Origin of the sequence: Streptomyces sp. NBC_01525 (assembly GCF_045040405.1) — a bacterium.
In the GTDB taxonomy this organism is placed as follows: Bacteria; Actinomycetota; Actinomycetes; order Streptomycetales; family Streptomycetaceae; genus Streptomyces; species Streptomyces benahoarensis.
In genome coordinates this window covers 2955382-2969283 of the sequence record NZ_CP109397.1, presented here as the reverse complement: position 1 = coordinate 2969283, position 13902 = coordinate 2955382, and the positions used below count along the sequence as shown (strand labels likewise).

Sequence of the window (13902 nt, the reverse complement as noted above, 5' to 3'; positions counted from 1 at the left end):
CATGAATCACACCGCTATGCAGCTGCTCCTCGCGGGCGTCGTCGTGCTCCCGCTCCTGGGCGCCGTCGGCGCGCTGCTCCCGGCCCCGCCCGGTCTCCGCGGCCGCGGCCCCGACCAGGCCGTACTGCGCCACGGCGTGACCGTCACCGGCGTCGTCCTCGCGGCGGCGGTGGCCCTCGCCATCGGCTTCGACCACGGCCACCCGGCCCGGATGCAGGCCACCACCGACATCCGCTGGATCCCCGCGCTGGACATCCGCGTCCACCTCGGCATCGACGGCATTTCGCTCCCCCTCGTCGTCCTGACCGCGCTGCTGACCTTCCTCTGCGCGCTCTACAGCTACTTCTCGATGCCCAAGGGACCGTCCCCCAAGGCGTTCGTCGCGCTGCTGCTTCTCCTGGAATCCGGCACCCTCGCCACCTTCGCCGTCCTTGATCTCGTGCTGTTCTTCCTCGCGTTCGAGATGGTGCTCATCCCGATGTACTTCCTCATCGCCCGCTGGGGCGGCAATTCCGGAGGCGCGGCGCCCGGCACTCCGTCCGGCCGGGAGTCGGGCGGTCGTCAGGCGGCCGCCTGGAAGTTCATCCTCTACACGCTGCTCGGCTCCGTCGTCATGCTGCTCGGTCTCCTCCTCATCGGAGGAAAAACCGGCACGTTCGACATGGTTGCACTCGCCGCTGACAACGGACCGAAATCCCAGCTCAGCCACACCGTTCAGCTCGTCGCGGTGCTCGCGATCGGCATCGGACTGGCCGTCAAGTCGCCGCTGTGGCCGCTGCACAGCTGGCTGCCGGACGCCCACACCGCCGCCCCCACCGTCGGCTCGGTGCTGCTCGCCGGTGTCCTGCTGAAAATGGGCACGTACGGCTTCGTGCGGATCGCGCTGCCGATCGCGCCCGAGGGCATGCACACCTTCGCGCCCTACCTCGCCGCCCTCGCCGCCGTCGGCATCATCTACGGCTCGCTCGCCTGCCTCGCGCTGGTCCGCAAGGGCGCCAAGGGCGACCTGAAGCGGCTGATCGCGTACAGCTCCGTCGGCCACATGGGCTTCGTGCTGCTTGGCATCGCCTCCATGACGCCCACCGGCGTCAACGGCGCGCTCTTCGCCAACATCGCCCACGGCCTCATCACCGGCCTGCTCTTCTTCCTGGTCGGCGCCCTCAAGGACCGCACCGGCACCACCGACCTCGACACCCTCGCCGGCACCACCGGCGCCGCCCTCTACGGCCGCGCGCCCCGCTTCGGCGCCCTCCTCGCCTTCGCCGCCGTTGCCTCCCTGGGCATCCCCGGGCTCGCCGGTTTCTGGGGCGAGATGCTCGCCATGTTCGGCGCGTTCCACCCGGCCCCCGGCCTCAGCCGCCCCGCGTTCCTCACCTTCATGGCGCTGGCCGGGCTCGGCACCCTGCTGACCGCCGCGTATCTGCTGCTCGTCGTCCGCCGCGTCTGCATGGGCGCCACCCCCGAGGCCGCCGAGCCCGCCGCCGCGGTCGAGGAGGGCACCGCCTCCCCGGACGAGGCCGCGCACCGCGCCGCCCCGGACACGCCACGGAACCGCCCCGCCACCGGGAGCCCGGCGGCGGGGCCCGTGATCCCCGACATCGCGCGCCACGAATACGCGGCCTGGACCCCCCTCGCCGCCCTCACCGTCCTCGCCGGACTGTGGCCCGCGGCCCTCCTCGGCCTCACCGACCCGGCCGTCCAGCAGCTCCTCGGAGGCGGCAAGTGACCAGCCCGATGATCCCGACGGCCGCGAGCGGAACGGCGTCCCTGGTGCAGTCCGTCGACTGGATCGCCCTGGCGCCCCCGGTCCTCACCGCCGTCGTCGCCCTGGTGGTGCTCGTCGCCGACCTGTTCCTCCCGGTGGCCCGCAAACCGCTCCTGGGGTGGCTCGCCACCGGGGGCCTCGCCCTGGCCGGACTCTCCCTGCTGCCCCTGCTGGGCGGCGACCGCCGTACCTTCTGCGTCGGCGGCGGCGACGTCTGCAGCTATGTCGCGGACCCGTTCGCCCTGGCCATCCAGTTCCTGGTGCTGGCCGGTGCGCTGCTGACCGCGCTGCTGTCCATCGACACCGTCAAGGACGGCGGCCTGCCCGCGGGCGAGTACTGGTTCCTGCTGCTCTCCTCGGCCTCCGGTGCCGCCCTGCTGCCCGCCTCCCGCGACCTGGCGACCCTCGTCCTCGCCCTGGAGGTGGCCTCGCTGCCCGCCTTCGCGCTGGTCGGCCTGCGCCGCGGCGACCGGCTGTCCTCCGAGGCGGCCCTGAAGTTCTTCCTCTCCTCGGTGGCCGCCACCGCCGTGATGCTCCTGGGCGTCAGCTTCCTGTACGCCGCCACCGGGAGCCTCCATCTGACTCGCGTCGCCCATGGGCTCGCCCACCTCGCGGACCCGCGGCTGGCCACCCTCGCGAGCGCCGGCGTTGCCCTCACCCTTGTCGGCTTCGCCTTCAAGACCGCCGCCGCGCCGTTCCACTTCTGGGTGCCCGACACCTACGTCGGCGCCCCGCTGCCCATCGCCGCGTACCTCTCCGTCATCGGGAAGGCCGTCGGCTTCTCCGGCCTGATCCTCGTCACGGTCAAGGGCTTCCCCTCGTACGCGCACGTCTGGGGCCCGGTGCTGGCGGTGCTGGCCGCGCTGACCATGACCGTCGGCAACGTCGCGGCGCTGCGCCAGGACCCCGGCCGCACCCACAGCGCCGTACGGCTGCTGGCGTGGTCCTCCGTCGGCCAGGCCGGGTACCTCCTGGTGCCGATCGCCGCCGCCGCGTACGCCGACGCCCCGGGGCGCGCCATCGGGTCGACCGTCGCGTACGCCCTGATGTACGCCGCGGTGAACCTCGGCGCGTTCGCGGTCGCCGCCCTGGTGGCGCGTACCAGCCCGGCCAACCGCCTCACCGATTACCGCGGCCTCGCCACCCGCCGCCCCCTGGTGGCGCTGGCCCTCGGCTTCTTCCTGCTCTGCCTGGCCGGGCTGCCGCCGGGTGTCATCGGCCTGTTCGCGAAGGTCACGGTCTTCGCCGCGGCCGTCGACGCGGGCCTGGGCTGGCTCGCCGTGGTCATGGCCGTCAATGTGGTGATCGCGCTCTACTACTACCTCCGTTGGACGGCCGCGCTCTTCCACGCCGCCCCCGAGGACGCCGCGGCATCCGTGGACGTGACGGCCGGGGGCGCCGCCGCCGTCCGCCCCGTGGCCGCCCGGATCCCCGTACCGCTCGCCGTCGCGCTCACCCTGGCCACCGTCCTCGGCGTGGCCCTCTCCGGCGCCCCGCAGCTCGTCCTGCGCTTCGCCGCCGGCACCCTCCTGTAGCTCCGGCCCGGGGCCGTGCCCCGGCCGGAACACGGCGCTCCGCCGTGGGCGCCCGCACCGCCGCACACGCCCTCCGCGTACGCCCCGGGCGCCGGAACCGGCCCTCCCCGGGTGCGGCGGGCGAGGGAACCTGCCCTGCTCATCTCGCGTTGACCAGTGAGTAAGGGTCCACTGGAGAGTGGACATCGCAGCAGCGGGTTCCCCTGCCGGATCGCTTGGAGGGCGTACGGTGCACCGCCGGCACAACGGGCTCAGAACCGCCGTACTCCTCGGTGGCCTGTCCGCCCTCATCATCGTCATCGGCAGCTTCTTCGGCCGTACGGGCCTGATCGTCGCCGTGCTCGTCGCGGTGGGGACGAACGCCTACGCGTACTGGAACAGCGACAAGCTCGCGCTGCGGGCCATGCGTGCCCGCCCGGTCAGCGAATTCGAGGCCCCGGGCCTGTACCGCATGGTCCGTGAGCTGTCGACGGCCGCCCGCCAGCCGATGCCGCGCCTCTACCTCTCCCCGACCCAGGCCCCGAACGCCTTCGCCACGGGGCGCAACCCCCGTAACGCCGCGGTCTGCTGCACCGACGGCATCCTCCAACTGCTGGACGAACGGGAGCTGCGCGGGGTGATCGGCCATGAGCTGAGCCATGTCCACAACCGCGACATCCTCATCTCCTCGGTGGCCGGGGCGCTGGCCTCCGTGGTGATGTTCCTGGTGAATTTCGCCTGGCTGATCCCGGCCGGCCGCTCGGACGACGACGACCGCCCCGGAGTGCTCGGCATGCTGCTGATCATGATCCTGGGGCCGCTCGCCGCCTCCCTGATCCAGCTCTCCGTCAGCCGCTCCCGCGAGTACCAGGCCGACGCGTCGGGCGCGCGCCTCACCGGCGATCCGCTCGCCCTGGCCTCCGCGCTCCGTAAGCTGGAGAGGGGCACCCAGCAGCTGCCGCTGCCCCCGGAGCCCCGGCTGGAGACCGCGGGGCACATGATGATCGCCAACCCGTTCCGTGCGGGGGACGGCATGTCCCGCTTCTTCGCCACCCACCCGCCGATGCGCGAGCGCATCAACCGTCTGGAGCGGATGGCCGGCCCTCACATATAGGGGTGCCCGCGTCGCAACGTTCCCCACCGGCCGCCGCGTCTACCAGGGCGTACCCACCCGTCGCCCCGCCGTGGAAGGCTGTCGATCATGAAGCTCATCCTCAACGTCATCTGGTTGGTCCTCAGCGGCTTCTGGCTGGCGCTCGGCTATGTCCTCGCGGGAATCATCTGCTGCGTCCTGATCGTCACGATCCCGTTCGGCATCGCGTCCTTCCGCATCGCGGGCTACGCGCTCTGGCCCTTCGGCCGTACCACTGTCGAACGCCGGGACGCGGGCGCCGGATCCACGATCGGCAACGTCATCTGGATCATCTTCGCGGGCTGGTGGCTGGCGCTGGGCCACATCTGCACGGGTATCGCCCTCTGCATCACGATCATCGGCATCCCGTTCGGCATCGCCAACTTCAAGATGATCCCGATCTCCCTGATGCCGCTCGGTCGCGAGATCGTCCCCACGGACGAGCCGTTCGCCACCCGCTGACCGCTACTGCCGCCCGCCGCCCCGTGTGCACACGCCGGTGGGGCGGCGCGCCCACGGCCCGCCGCCCCGCCCGGTTGCTGCGTATCCCGCTGACGGAACGTCCGGGCCCGCGGGCCGGTGCCGTCGTGCGCCGGTGACTACCGGTAGTTCACGAACTGGATCGCAAAGTCCAGGTCCTTGCCCTTCAGCAGCTGCTGGACGGCCTGGAGATCGTCGCGGTTCTTGGAGCTGACCCGCAGCTCGTCGCCCTGCACCTGCGCCTTGACGCCCTTCGGGCCCTCGTCGCGGATCATCTTGGCGACCTTCTTGGCGTTCTCCTGGGAGATGCCCTCCTGGATGGAGGCGAAGATCTTGTACATTTTGCCGGAGAGCTGGGGCTCGCCCGTGTCCAGCGCCTTCAGCGAGACCCCGCGCTTGACCAGCTTGGACTGGAAGATGTCGAGTACGGCCTTGACCCGCATGTCGGCGTTGGCGCGCATCTCGATCTTCTCGCCCGACCACTCGATCGACGCGTCCACGCCCTTGAAGTCGTAGCGCTGCGAGATCTCCTTGGCGGTCTGGTTGAGGGCGTTGTCGACCTCCTGCCGCTCGACCTTCGAGACGATGTCGAAACTGGAGTCGGCCATGGTGAGTTGGCTCCTCGTGGATAGGTCCGTCAGGGAAACGGCCCGTCCCGGACCGCCCCGCCAGCCTAGAGGAGGCGGCCCCGTCACCCACGACCCCGGCCACGGAACCGAGTGGCGGAGCACCCCCTGCCATCAGGTATGGTTTACGTCGTTGCCACGGAGCGCCGCACCAAGCGGATCTCAAGGCAGCAAACCCTGGCGGTGTGCCCGAGCGGCCAAAGGGAGCAGACTGTAAATCTGCCGGCTTCGCCTTCCCAGGTTCGAATCCTGGCGCCGCCACAGTGGAGGAAACCCCCTCCGAACTGCATCACAGCAGTTCGGAGGGGGTTTTCGTTTACCCGAAAGAGGGCACTACGGTCTGCCCGGGTCGGGGCTGACCCACCCTGACCCACCGCCCCGCACCGCCCTACGGACACCCTTCACCCGGCCCCACCGCCTTCACCTGGGCGCGGAACCAGCGGTGTGCCGGGTCGGCGGAGTGGCGCGGATGCCAGGCCATGCCGAGGTCGAGCGGCGGCAGATCGAGCGGGATGGGGAAGGTGCGCAGGCCCAGCGCGTCGGTGGTGTCCCGGAGCCAGCCGTCGAGGGTGAGGGCGACGAGGTCGGTGTCGCGGGCCAGTTGCATCGCGCTCATATGGCTGGGGACGACGACGGCGACGCGGCGCCGCAGCCCCAGCCCGGACAGTGCCCGGTCGATCGGGCCGAGGCGTTTGCCGCGCCGGGAGATGCCGATGTGGTCCGTGGCGGCGAACCGGCGGGCGTCGAGCGGCCCGTCGAAGAGCGGGTGACCGGCGCGGGCGACGCCGACCAGCGACAGCCGGGCGAGCGGCTCCGTACAGGTCTCCGGGTCCAGATGGTCGAGGACGCCCAGCTCCACGTCGACGCGGCCCTGGCGGAGCGCCGGGCCGTCCTCCACCGACTCGGGCAGGAAGACGAGATCGACCCGCGGGGCGGCCGCGCGCAGCCGGTCGGTCAGCGGACCGGCCAGGCCCGCCAGCAGGACGTCGCTCGCCTGCAGGATGAAGGTGCGGTCCAGTTCGGCGGTGCGGAACGGCGCCGACGGGCGGAACAGCTGCTCACAGTCGCGCAGCACGGCGCCGACCTGGTCCCGCAGCTCCAGGGCGCGCGGGGTGGGCACCATCGTCTGCCCGGCGCGGACCAGCAGCGGATCGCCGACGGCGCGCCGCAGCCGCGCCAGGGTGCGGCTGACCGCGGCGGGCGAGGTGCCGAGCCGTTCGGCGGCCCGGGTCACGCTGTTCTCCTGGAGCAGTGCGTGCAGAGTGGGCAGCAGCTGAAGATCCACGGTCCTGGCGAACCTTTCTGACCTGCATCTTTGTCGATGCTGTCAATGATTCCGTGCTCATCTTTGCATTGCTGCGTAACGCGGTGCGCGCCGAGAGTAAGGATGTCGCCGCACCCGCGGGGACACCCCTGACCCAAGGAGCGCGCCATGCCGCAGTCCGTCCGTGCCGGTCGTGAAGGCGACGTCCTGGCCGTGGTCAGCCTGACCGGCCCCACCGTCTCGTTCCACGACGCCGCCACCGACCGGCACCTCGGTACGACCGAACTCGCCGCCGAACCGCACGAGTTGTGCTTCGACCCCGTGCAGCGCCTGCTGTGGTGCTCCACCCCGTACTTCTCCGGCAACTACCACACCAACACCGGGCGCCGCAGCGATCTCACCATCCTTGACGCCGATACCCGCCGCGTCGTCGAGATCGTCGACCTCGCCCCGGAGCACGGCCCGCACGGCCTGGCGCTGGACGCGGCGCGCGGGCGGCTCTACGTCAGCGTCGAGGGCTCCGCGGACCGGCCGGGCGGCGTCGTCGTGATCGACACCGCGACGCGACGCCCCCTGGGGCGGATCGACACCGACGCGCCCGTCCCGCACTGGTTCGCCCTCTCCCCGGACGGCACGACCGGGTACGCCACCAACAAGGAGGCGCCCTTCGTCTCCGTCGTCGACCTCGGTGCGGGCACCCTCACCGCGAAGATCGAGGTCCCGGGGAGCGAGGGGCTGGCGCTCTCACCGGACGGTGCGCGCCTCTATGTGGCCGCGCCCCACGCCGGGTTGGGCGCGCCCGGGGAGCAGCGGCCGGAACCCGGGATCCGGGTGATCGACACCCGTACGCTGCGGGTGGCCGGCACCCTGCCGACCCAGGACGTCGTGCTGCCGGTGCACACCACGGTGGACGGGACGCTGCTCGTGGGGGAGACCCGCCGGGAGCCCGGGCCGGGCGGCGGGCAGGCGCCGGGGCACCTCACCGTCTTCACCGCCGACGGCCACCGCCGGGGCGGGCTGGAGGTGGGGCGGCTGCCGCTGACCCTCACCTCGTCGCCCGACGGCCGGATCGGCTATGTGGCTGCCATCGGTTCCTCGACCGTCGACATTGTCGACCTGACGTCCCTGGAGCGGCTGGCCCGGCTCGATGTGCCGCGCCGGGGGGAGACGGGCGCCCACGGGATGGCGTATCTGCCGCGGGCCGTCTGAGCGGCGGGTGGCGGTACGCGGCTCCGGGGCGGACGGTGCATGGGCTTCAGGCCGCCTGGTCCGGGGCGCGCTTCGGGGCGGGTCCGGTGTCCGACGGGCCCGCCCCGCGCGTCACGGCGGCCGCGCGTTCACCGCACGCCCTGCCGTCCGCTCCTCACGCGTCCGCGTACACCCGCCCGGCGAACTCGGCCACCTGGGCATCGCTGAGGTTCTTCGCGAGATCCGCCTCGGTGATGATGCCGACAAGGCGGTGACCTGCGCGGACGTCGATCACCGGGAGGCGCTTGATCCGGTGCTGTTCCATCGTGTCGAGGACTTCCCTGGCGTCCGCCGCCGAGTCGATCCAGTGGACCGGACCGTCCAGCGTCCCGGCCTGCACCTCCGCCGGGTCGATGCCGTCGGCGCAGCACCGGACGACGATGTCGCGGTCGGTGATCATGCCGATGAGGCGGTTGTTGTCGCCGCAGATGGGCAGGCAGCCCACGTCCATATCGCGCATCATTCGCGCCGCCGCGTGCAGTGTCTCGTGGGCGCCGACGCAGTGCGCGCCGCCGGTCATGATGTCCTGGGCGCGCAGCTGACCGGCCGCGCCGGGTGTGCCGGGCATGACAGCCTCCTTCCGGGTGGCGGAGCACCGCGACACCCCCCCGGTGGCGCTCCTGGGGCGGCTCCCCTCCGCCCCTCTCGTGCCGTCTTCTCCCTCCATCACACCACCGATGGCCGGGCCCCGCCGCCCGCCCCGGACGAGTCCCACGGGCGGGCGCAACCCCCAAGGGGAACCCTGGGAATTCCCTGAACTTCACATAAAGTGTGTGACTTTCATGGGGCGCGCCTTATCGTCGAAGGGAGCCGTGAGCGACATTCCGGGGGAACGCGTCGAGCCAGCGAAGGGGGGCGGTCGGCCATGCGGCCGAGCCGTGGGTCCGAGGCAGAGGTGGAAGAGCGCCGCAGAACGGTGCTGCGTCAGGTCGCCGACGAGGGCGAGATACGGATAGCCGATCTCGCCGAACGCCTCGGCGTCAGCGTGATGACGATGCACCGCGATCTCGACAACCTCACCGAACGCCAACTCCTCCACAAGGGCCGCGGGGTGGCCACCGCCTTCCCCGTCGTCACCATGGAGAGCGCGGTCCGCTTCCGCGAGCACGCCGACCTCGACGTCAAGACGGCGCTCGCCGCCGAGCTGATCGAGGAGGTCGCCCCGGGCAGCACCGTCCTCGTCGACTGCGGCTCCACACTCTTCCCGTTCGCCCGCCGCCTGGCCGCCGTCGAGGGCCTGCACGTCATCACCAACTCCCTGCGCGTCGCCTACCTGTTGTCCGGTTCGTCCACCGAAGTCACCCTGCTGGGCGGCCGGTTCCACGAGGACTTCGAGTCCTGCGCGGGCCCCCGCTCCCGGCGCGAGCTGCGGAGCCTGCGCGCCGCCGTCGCCTTCGTCACCGCCACCTCGATCAGCGCCGGACGGCTCTACCACCCGGTCCGCGAGTACGCCGACAACAAACGCGCCTACCTCCAGGCCGCCGACCGGACCGTACTCGCCGTGGGCCACCGCAAGTTCGGCCGCACCGCCACCTACGGCTACGGCGACGTCGGCGGATACGACCTGCTGGTCACCGACGATCGCGCGCCCGCCGACGAGCTGCGCGCCGCCCGCGATCTCGGCGCCGAGGTCCACACCGTCACGCCCACCGCCCCACCGACCTGAAAGGCCCGCGCCGCACCCGCCACCGCCGCACCACCGCACCGCATCCGCAACGAGAGAGGCCGATCCCTTGCGCGCCGTCGTCGTCGAAACGCCCGGTACCCACACCCTCGCCACCGTCGACGACCCGACACCCGGGCCCGGCGAGGTCGTCGTGGCGCCCGCGGCCGTCGGGATCTGCGGGACCGATGTGCACATCGTGGCGGGCGAGTTCGCGCCCACGCCGTACCCGATCATCCCCGGGCACGAGTTCACCGGCGAGGTCATCGCGCTGGGGGAGGGGGTGACGGGACTGCCCGTGGGCACCCAGGTCGCCGTCGACCCGTCGCTGTTCTGCGGCGCCTGCCGCTTCTGCGCCATCGGCCGCGGCAACCTCTGCGAGCGATGGGGCGCCATCGGCGACACCGTCGACGGCGCGATGGCCGAGTACGTCGCGGTGCCCGCCGCCAACTGCTACCGGCTCCCCGAGAACGTCGACACCGTCCAGGGCGCCCTCATCGAGCCGCTGTCCTGCGCGGTCCGCGGTTTCGACGTCCTGCCGCGCCGCCTCGGCGACCACTACCTGATCTACGGCGCCGGGACGATGGGCCTGCTGATGCTCCAGCTCGCCCGCGCCGCCGGTGCCGCCTCCCTCTCGGTCGTCGACGTCAACGAGGACAGGCTCGCCGTCGCCGCCCGCCTCGGCGCCGACGCCACCGCCACCGGCGCCGCCGCGCTGGAGCGGCCCGGCGGCTGGGAGACCGTCATCGACTGCACCGGCGCCGTCCCTGCCATCGAGGACGGCCTCACCCGGGTGCGCCGCGGCGGCACGTTCCAGCAGTTCGGGGTCGCGCCGTCGGCGGCCAAGGCGTCGTTCTCGCCGTTCCAGGTCTACAACGACGAGATCACCATCGTCGGCTCGATGGCCGTCCTGCACAGCTTCGGCCGCGCCGTCGACCTCATGGCCAAGGGCGTCATCGACGCCGACACCATGCTCACCCACCGCTTCGGCCTCGCCGGCTTCGCCACCGCCCTGGACACCTTCCGCGCCGGAACGGGCCGCAAAATACAGATCCATCCTGGGGTCTGAGCGGCAGTGTGACGGTGGGCGGTCGGGCCGGGTGGGCGCGTGACGGGAGCGGCCCGGCCGGGCCGGCGGTGCGAGGGCGGCGGCCCGGGTGGGCCCGCTCCGGCCGGGCCGCCGGAGACGGCCGGGGCGGGCCGGGTCGGTCGCGTGAGGGTCCGGTCCGGTGGTGTGACGCCGGCGCCCGGGCACGAAAACGGCCGGCTCAGCCCCCGGCCACCGCCCGCACCGCCTCCGCGACCGGCGTTCCGCCGTTGATCAGCTCCAGCGTGCGGTGCGCCGTGCCCGGCGCGTCCAGCAGAGCCAGCAGCGTCGCCGCGACGTCGTCGCGGGTCACCTCCGCCCGGCCCGTCGACTCCGCCAACGTCACCCGGCCCGTCCCCGTGTCGTCCGTCAGCCGCCCCGGGCGCAGGATCGTCCAGTCGAGCCCGGCCCGCGCCCGTACGTCTGCGTCCGCGGCGCCCTTGGCCCGCAGATACGCGGCGAACACCGGGTCGGTGCCCTCCGGCGGCTCCCGGTCCGCGCCCATCGACGACACCACCACGAACCGCTGGACGCCCGCCGCCTCCGCCGCATCGGCGAACAGCGCCGCCGCACCGCGGTCCACGGTGTCCTTACGGGCCGCGCCGCTGCCCGGCCCCGCGCCCGCGGCGAACACCGCGGCGTCCGCGTCCGCCAGATGCCGCGCCACATCCGCCACCGACGCCGACTCCAGATCGCACACCACCGGCTCGGCACCCGCCGCCAGCAGGTCACCCGCCTGCTCCGGCCGGCGGATGATCCCGGCCACCTCGTCCCCGCGCCCGGCGAGCAACCGCTCCAGCCGCAGCGCGATCCGACCATGTCCACCTGCGATGACAATGCGCATGCCGCCGACCGTAGACGACCCCGCCCGGAATCCCGCCCGCCGCGACGTCCCACGCCCGGTCCGGGTCCGCACGGCCGACAGCGCTGTCCCCCCGCCCGGAGCCGCCCGGCCTTGCGCCCCGACCTACCCGGCCTCGGGCTTGGCCCTCAGGGGTGTCCGCAAAGTCCACCTGGCTTGCGACGCCCTCCGGGCGAACGACGGGACTTTGCGGGCACCCCCTAGGGGAAGCCCTGGCCTGGCCGCCCCGGCCGCCCGGCCCCGAGCCCGCCCTGGCCGCGCCCCCGGCCCTCAGGGGCACACCCCGCCCCGGCCCCGCCCACAAGGCCCCGCCCCGACCTCGTCCCGCCCGGCCCCTACGGGCACCGCCACACCGCCCCGTAAGCCCCCACTCACCGCTGCGACTGCCGCGGCAGCTCCAGCGCCACCGCGACCGCAGCGTCGCAGTACTCCCGTACCGCGCTGGTCCGCGCCACCACCCGCCCCCGATGGACCACCACCCGGCTGTACGCCAGCGACAGCACCCCCGCGATCCGCTCGCCCCGCACCGCCAGCAGCTCCGCCGGGAAGCCCGCCTCGACGCGTACCTCCGGCAGCCCCTGCACCGCCCGCGCCGCGCCGCTCACCGCCTCGTACGCGGCCTCCGGCGTGGCCTCGCCCAGGGACGCCAGCAGATACGCCGCCTCCAGCGGATCACCGCGGCCCACCGGGTTCGCCGCGTCCCGCAGCGCACCGCTGCCCGCCGCCACCCGCACCCCCGCCGCCCGCAGCAGCCGCACCGGCGCGGGCCGGGCCACCCGGGACCCGTACCGCTCCAGCGCCGCGCAGTCGCCCTGCGGCAGACAGACGACGGTGACCTCCGCCGCCGCGAGCTGCTCGGCGACCCGGCCCGCCACGCTCCGCGGCATCCGGGCCATCCCGGCGCACGGCCCGATCGCCACCCCGGGCCGCAGCCCGCCCGCCATCGCCGCCAGCCGGGCCAGCCGCGCCGGATCGTCCCCGTCCGTGTGCAGGTCCACCGGACAGCCGTGCTCCGCCGCCACCGCCAGCACCGCCTCGACGTGCCCGGCGGGGTCCGGGTCCAGATCGGGACAGCCGCCGACCACCGACGCCCCCATCGCCACCGCGTCCCGCAGCATCGCCAGCCCGTCCGCGCCCGCCACCCCGGTCAGTACCCGAGGCACCGCCACCGCCGACAGATCCGCCAGCCCCCGCAGCGACCGCCGGGCCTTGAGCACCGCCTCCAGCGCCCGCAGCCCCCGCACCCCGCCGACCCGCACATGGGTGCGCGAGGCGGTAGCACCGTGCCCGAGCTGGAGCAGCGCCGCCTCGGTGGTACGCCGCTGGACGTCCTCGGGGGAGTCGGACGCCGGGCCCGCCGCGTCCGCGGTCAGCGCCGTATCGCAGTGCGCGTGCGGTTCGGCGGGCGCCGGAAGCAGCAGATAGCCGGAGAGATCGACCCGGGCGCCCTGCGGGGCCAGCGCCCCGGCCGTCCCGACCGCCTCGATCCGGCCACCGCCGAGCCGTACGTCCACCGTGCGGCCGTCGGCGAGCCGCGCGCCGCACAGTGCCAGGGAGCCCGCGTCGGAGCCGCCATCCGGCTTGCCCGGCCGCGGGGACGGCTGCGGTGAACTGCTGTCGGACATCGCGCTCCTCGAAGCCACGGGCGTGCAAGATCACGCAGCGTGCCCCGAGCCTAGGCCGCGGCCTCGGGCGGCCCGCGCAGGCGCGGAATAGTCGTACCGGCGTGGTGCGGGCCGCCGGAGCGGGCGTCACCCGGATACGGATTTCACGTTTGGCGGCGGGCCGTGTAATGTCTTCATCGCTCGCCCCAATAGCTCAGTCGGCAGAGCGTCTCCATGGTAAGGAGAAGGTCTACGGTTCGATTCCGTATTGGGGCTCTGGTGTGAGGTTCCTCGTCTTCGGACGAGGTTTCCTTCGCATCGCAGCGGTGTAGCTCAGTCGGTAGAGCAAGCGGCTCATAATCGCTGTGTCACCGGTTCAAGTCCGGTCACCGCTACTGACAGTAGCCGATTGCGGGGTCGGTCCTTCGATCGGCTACTCTTTTATGCGTTCATCCGTCCGTCTTTCCGTCAAGGAGCACTCACGTGGCTGCCACCGACGTCCGCCCGAAGATCACGCTGGCCTGCGTGGAGTGCAAGGAGCGGAACTACATCACCAAGAAGAACCGGCGTAACGACCCGGACCGTCTTGAGATGAAGAAGCACTGCCCTCGTTGCAACTCGCACACCGCGCACCGCGAAACGCGATAACACAGGCTC

At 72.8% G+C, this 13902-nt stretch carries 13 protein-coding genes and 3 tRNA genes; 11 read left to right on the top strand and 5 right to left on the bottom strand.

Features of this window, described 5'->3' with window-relative positions; all coding sequences use genetic code 11:
• The first annotated feature begins 1 nt into the window (after window position 1).
• The 4 genes from OG422_RS13190 to OG422_RS13175 all read left to right on the top strand — a co-directional run bounded on the left by OG422_RS13190 (window position 2) and on the right by OG422_RS13175 (window position 4873).
• Window positions 2-1726, top strand: a complete 1725-nt coding sequence (locus OG422_RS13190) for a NuoM family protein (protein ID WP_405742881.1) — start codon at window positions 2-4, stop codon at window positions 1724-1726.
• An 8-nt stretch (window positions 1727-1734) separates the two neighbouring features.
• Window positions 1735-3300, top strand: coding sequence for an NADH-quinone oxidoreductase subunit N (locus OG422_RS13185; protein ID WP_405747768.1), 1566 nt, complete (start codon window positions 1735-1737; stop codon window positions 3298-3300).
• Between the two features lie 229 nt (window positions 3301-3529).
• Window positions 3530-4393 (top strand): zinc metalloprotease HtpX, encoded by an 864-nt coding sequence (htpX, locus tag OG422_RS13180; RefSeq protein ID WP_405742879.1) that lies wholly within the window; start codon window positions 3530-3532, stop codon window positions 4391-4393.
• A gap of 87 nt (window positions 4394-4480) precedes the next feature.
• A complete protein-coding gene (locus OG422_RS13175; RefSeq protein ID WP_143941893.1) occupies window positions 4481-4873 on the top strand; it encodes a YccF domain-containing protein in 393 nt (130 codons plus the stop codon).
• A gap of 137 nt (window positions 4874-5010) precedes the next feature.
• Here OG422_RS13175 and OG422_RS13170 read toward each other — a convergent pair whose 3' ends face one another.
• The gene (locus tag OG422_RS13170) at window positions 5011-5499 is read right to left on the bottom strand and encodes a YajQ family cyclic di-GMP-binding protein (protein WP_143941892.1); all 489 of its coding nucleotides are present in this window, start codon (window positions 5497-5499) and stop codon (window positions 5011-5013) included.
• A gap of 197 nt (window positions 5500-5696) precedes the next feature.
• On the opposite strand from OG422_RS13170, the gene OG422_RS13165 reads away from it, so the two are divergent.
• Window positions 5697-5778 (top strand) — tRNA-Tyr (locus tag OG422_RS13165).
• 127 nt (window positions 5779-5905) lie between these two features.
• Here OG422_RS13165 and OG422_RS13160 read toward each other — a convergent pair.
• Complete coding sequence (locus OG422_RS13160) at window positions 5906-6802, bottom strand: LysR family transcriptional regulator (protein ID WP_405742876.1); 897 nt, start codon at window positions 6800-6802, stop codon at window positions 5906-5908.
• Between the two features lie 147 nt (window positions 6803-6949).
• Here OG422_RS13160 and OG422_RS13155 point away from each other — a divergent pair, with 147 nt between their 5' ends.
• Window positions 6950-7990 carry a YncE family protein gene (locus OG422_RS13155; protein WP_405742874.1) on the top strand — a complete coding sequence of 347 codons (1041 nt, stop codon included), beginning with the start codon at window positions 6950-6952 and terminating at the stop codon, window positions 7988-7990.
• 154 nt (window positions 7991-8144) lie between these two features.
• On the opposite strand, the gene OG422_RS13150 is transcribed toward OG422_RS13155, so the two are convergent.
• A complete protein-coding gene (locus tag OG422_RS13150) occupies window positions 8145-8597 on the bottom strand; it encodes a CBS domain-containing protein (RefSeq protein WP_143941889.1) in 453 nt (150 codons plus the stop codon).
• A 297-nt stretch (window positions 8598-8894) separates the two neighbouring features.
• On the opposite strand from OG422_RS13150, the gene OG422_RS13145 reads away from it, so the two are divergent.
• Both OG422_RS13145 and OG422_RS13140 read left to right on the top strand, forming a co-directional pair.
• Window positions 8895-9695: a DeoR/GlpR family DNA-binding transcription regulator gene (locus OG422_RS13145; RefSeq protein WP_405742872.1), complete on the top strand. Its 801-nt coding sequence runs from the start codon at window positions 8895-8897 to the stop codon at window positions 9693-9695.
• 67 nt (window positions 9696-9762) lie between these two features.
• Complete coding sequence (locus OG422_RS13140; RefSeq protein ID WP_405742870.1) at window positions 9763-10761, top strand: zinc-dependent alcohol dehydrogenase family protein; 999 nt, start codon at window positions 9763-9765, stop codon at window positions 10759-10761.
• 199 nt (window positions 10762-10960) lie between these two features.
• On the opposite strand, the gene OG422_RS13135 is transcribed toward OG422_RS13140, so the two are convergent.
• Both OG422_RS13135 and OG422_RS13130 read right to left on the bottom strand, forming a co-directional pair.
• Window positions 10961-11623 (bottom strand): NAD(P)H-binding protein, encoded by a 663-nt coding sequence (locus OG422_RS13135; RefSeq protein WP_405742868.1) that lies wholly within the window; start codon window positions 11621-11623, stop codon window positions 10961-10963.
• Between the two features lie 389 nt (window positions 11624-12012).
• On the bottom strand, window positions 12013-13266 hold the full coding sequence (locus OG422_RS13130) for an amidohydrolase family protein (protein WP_405742866.1): 1254 nt from the start codon (window positions 13264-13266) through the stop codon (window positions 12013-12015).
• A 182-nt stretch (window positions 13267-13448) separates the two neighbouring features.
• Here OG422_RS13130 and OG422_RS13125 point away from each other — a divergent pair.
• From OG422_RS13125 to rpmG, 3 genes are all read left to right on the top strand, one after another.
• Window positions 13449-13521 (top strand) — tRNA-Thr (locus OG422_RS13125).
• A 46-nt stretch (window positions 13522-13567) separates the two neighbouring features.
• Window positions 13568-13640, top strand: a tRNA-Met gene (locus OG422_RS13120).
• Between the two features lie 88 nt (window positions 13641-13728).
• Window positions 13729-13893, top strand: a complete 165-nt coding sequence (rpmG, locus tag OG422_RS13115; protein ID WP_006604855.1) for a 50S ribosomal protein L33 — start codon at window positions 13729-13731, stop codon at window positions 13891-13893.
• The last annotated feature ends 9 nt before the right edge of the window (window positions 13894-13902 follow it).

What these genes read in the sequence shown, in the direction of transcription:
- OG422_RS13175 (WP_143941893.1), top strand. Translation starts at nt 4,481, where the DNA reads ATGAAGCTCATCCTCAACGTCATCTGGTTGGTCCTCAGCGGCTTCTGG.
- OG422_RS13185 (WP_405747768.1), top strand. Translation starts at nt 1,735, where the DNA reads ATGATCCCGACGGCCGCGAGCGGAACGGCGTCCCTGGTGCAGTCCGTC.
- OG422_RS13155 (WP_405742874.1), top strand. Translation starts at nt 6,950, where the DNA reads ATGCCGCAGTCCGTCCGTGCCGGTCGTGAAGGCGACGTCCTGGCCGTG.
- OG422_RS13170 (WP_143941892.1), bottom strand. Translation starts at nt 5,499, where the DNA reads ATGGCCGACTCCAGTTTCGACATCGTCTCGAAGGTCGAGCGGCAGGAG.
- OG422_RS13150 (WP_143941889.1), bottom strand. Translation starts at nt 8,597, where the DNA reads ATGCCCGGCACACCCGGCGCGGCCGGTCAGCTGCGCGCCCAGGACATC.
- OG422_RS13145 (WP_405742872.1), top strand. Translation starts at nt 8,895, where the DNA reads ATGCGGCCGAGCCGTGGGTCCGAGGCAGAGGTGGAAGAGCGCCGCAGA.
- OG422_RS13130 (WP_405742866.1), bottom strand. Translation starts at nt 13,266, where the DNA reads ATGTCCGACAGCAGTTCACCGCAGCCGTCCCCGCGGCCGGGCAAGCCG.
- OG422_RS13135 (WP_405742868.1), bottom strand. Translation starts at nt 11,623, where the DNA reads ATGCGCATTGTCATCGCAGGTGGACATGGTCGGATCGCGCTGCGGCTG.
- OG422_RS13190 (WP_405742881.1), top strand. Translation starts at nt 2, where the DNA reads ATGAATCACACCGCTATGCAGCTGCTCCTCGCGGGCGTCGTCGTGCTC.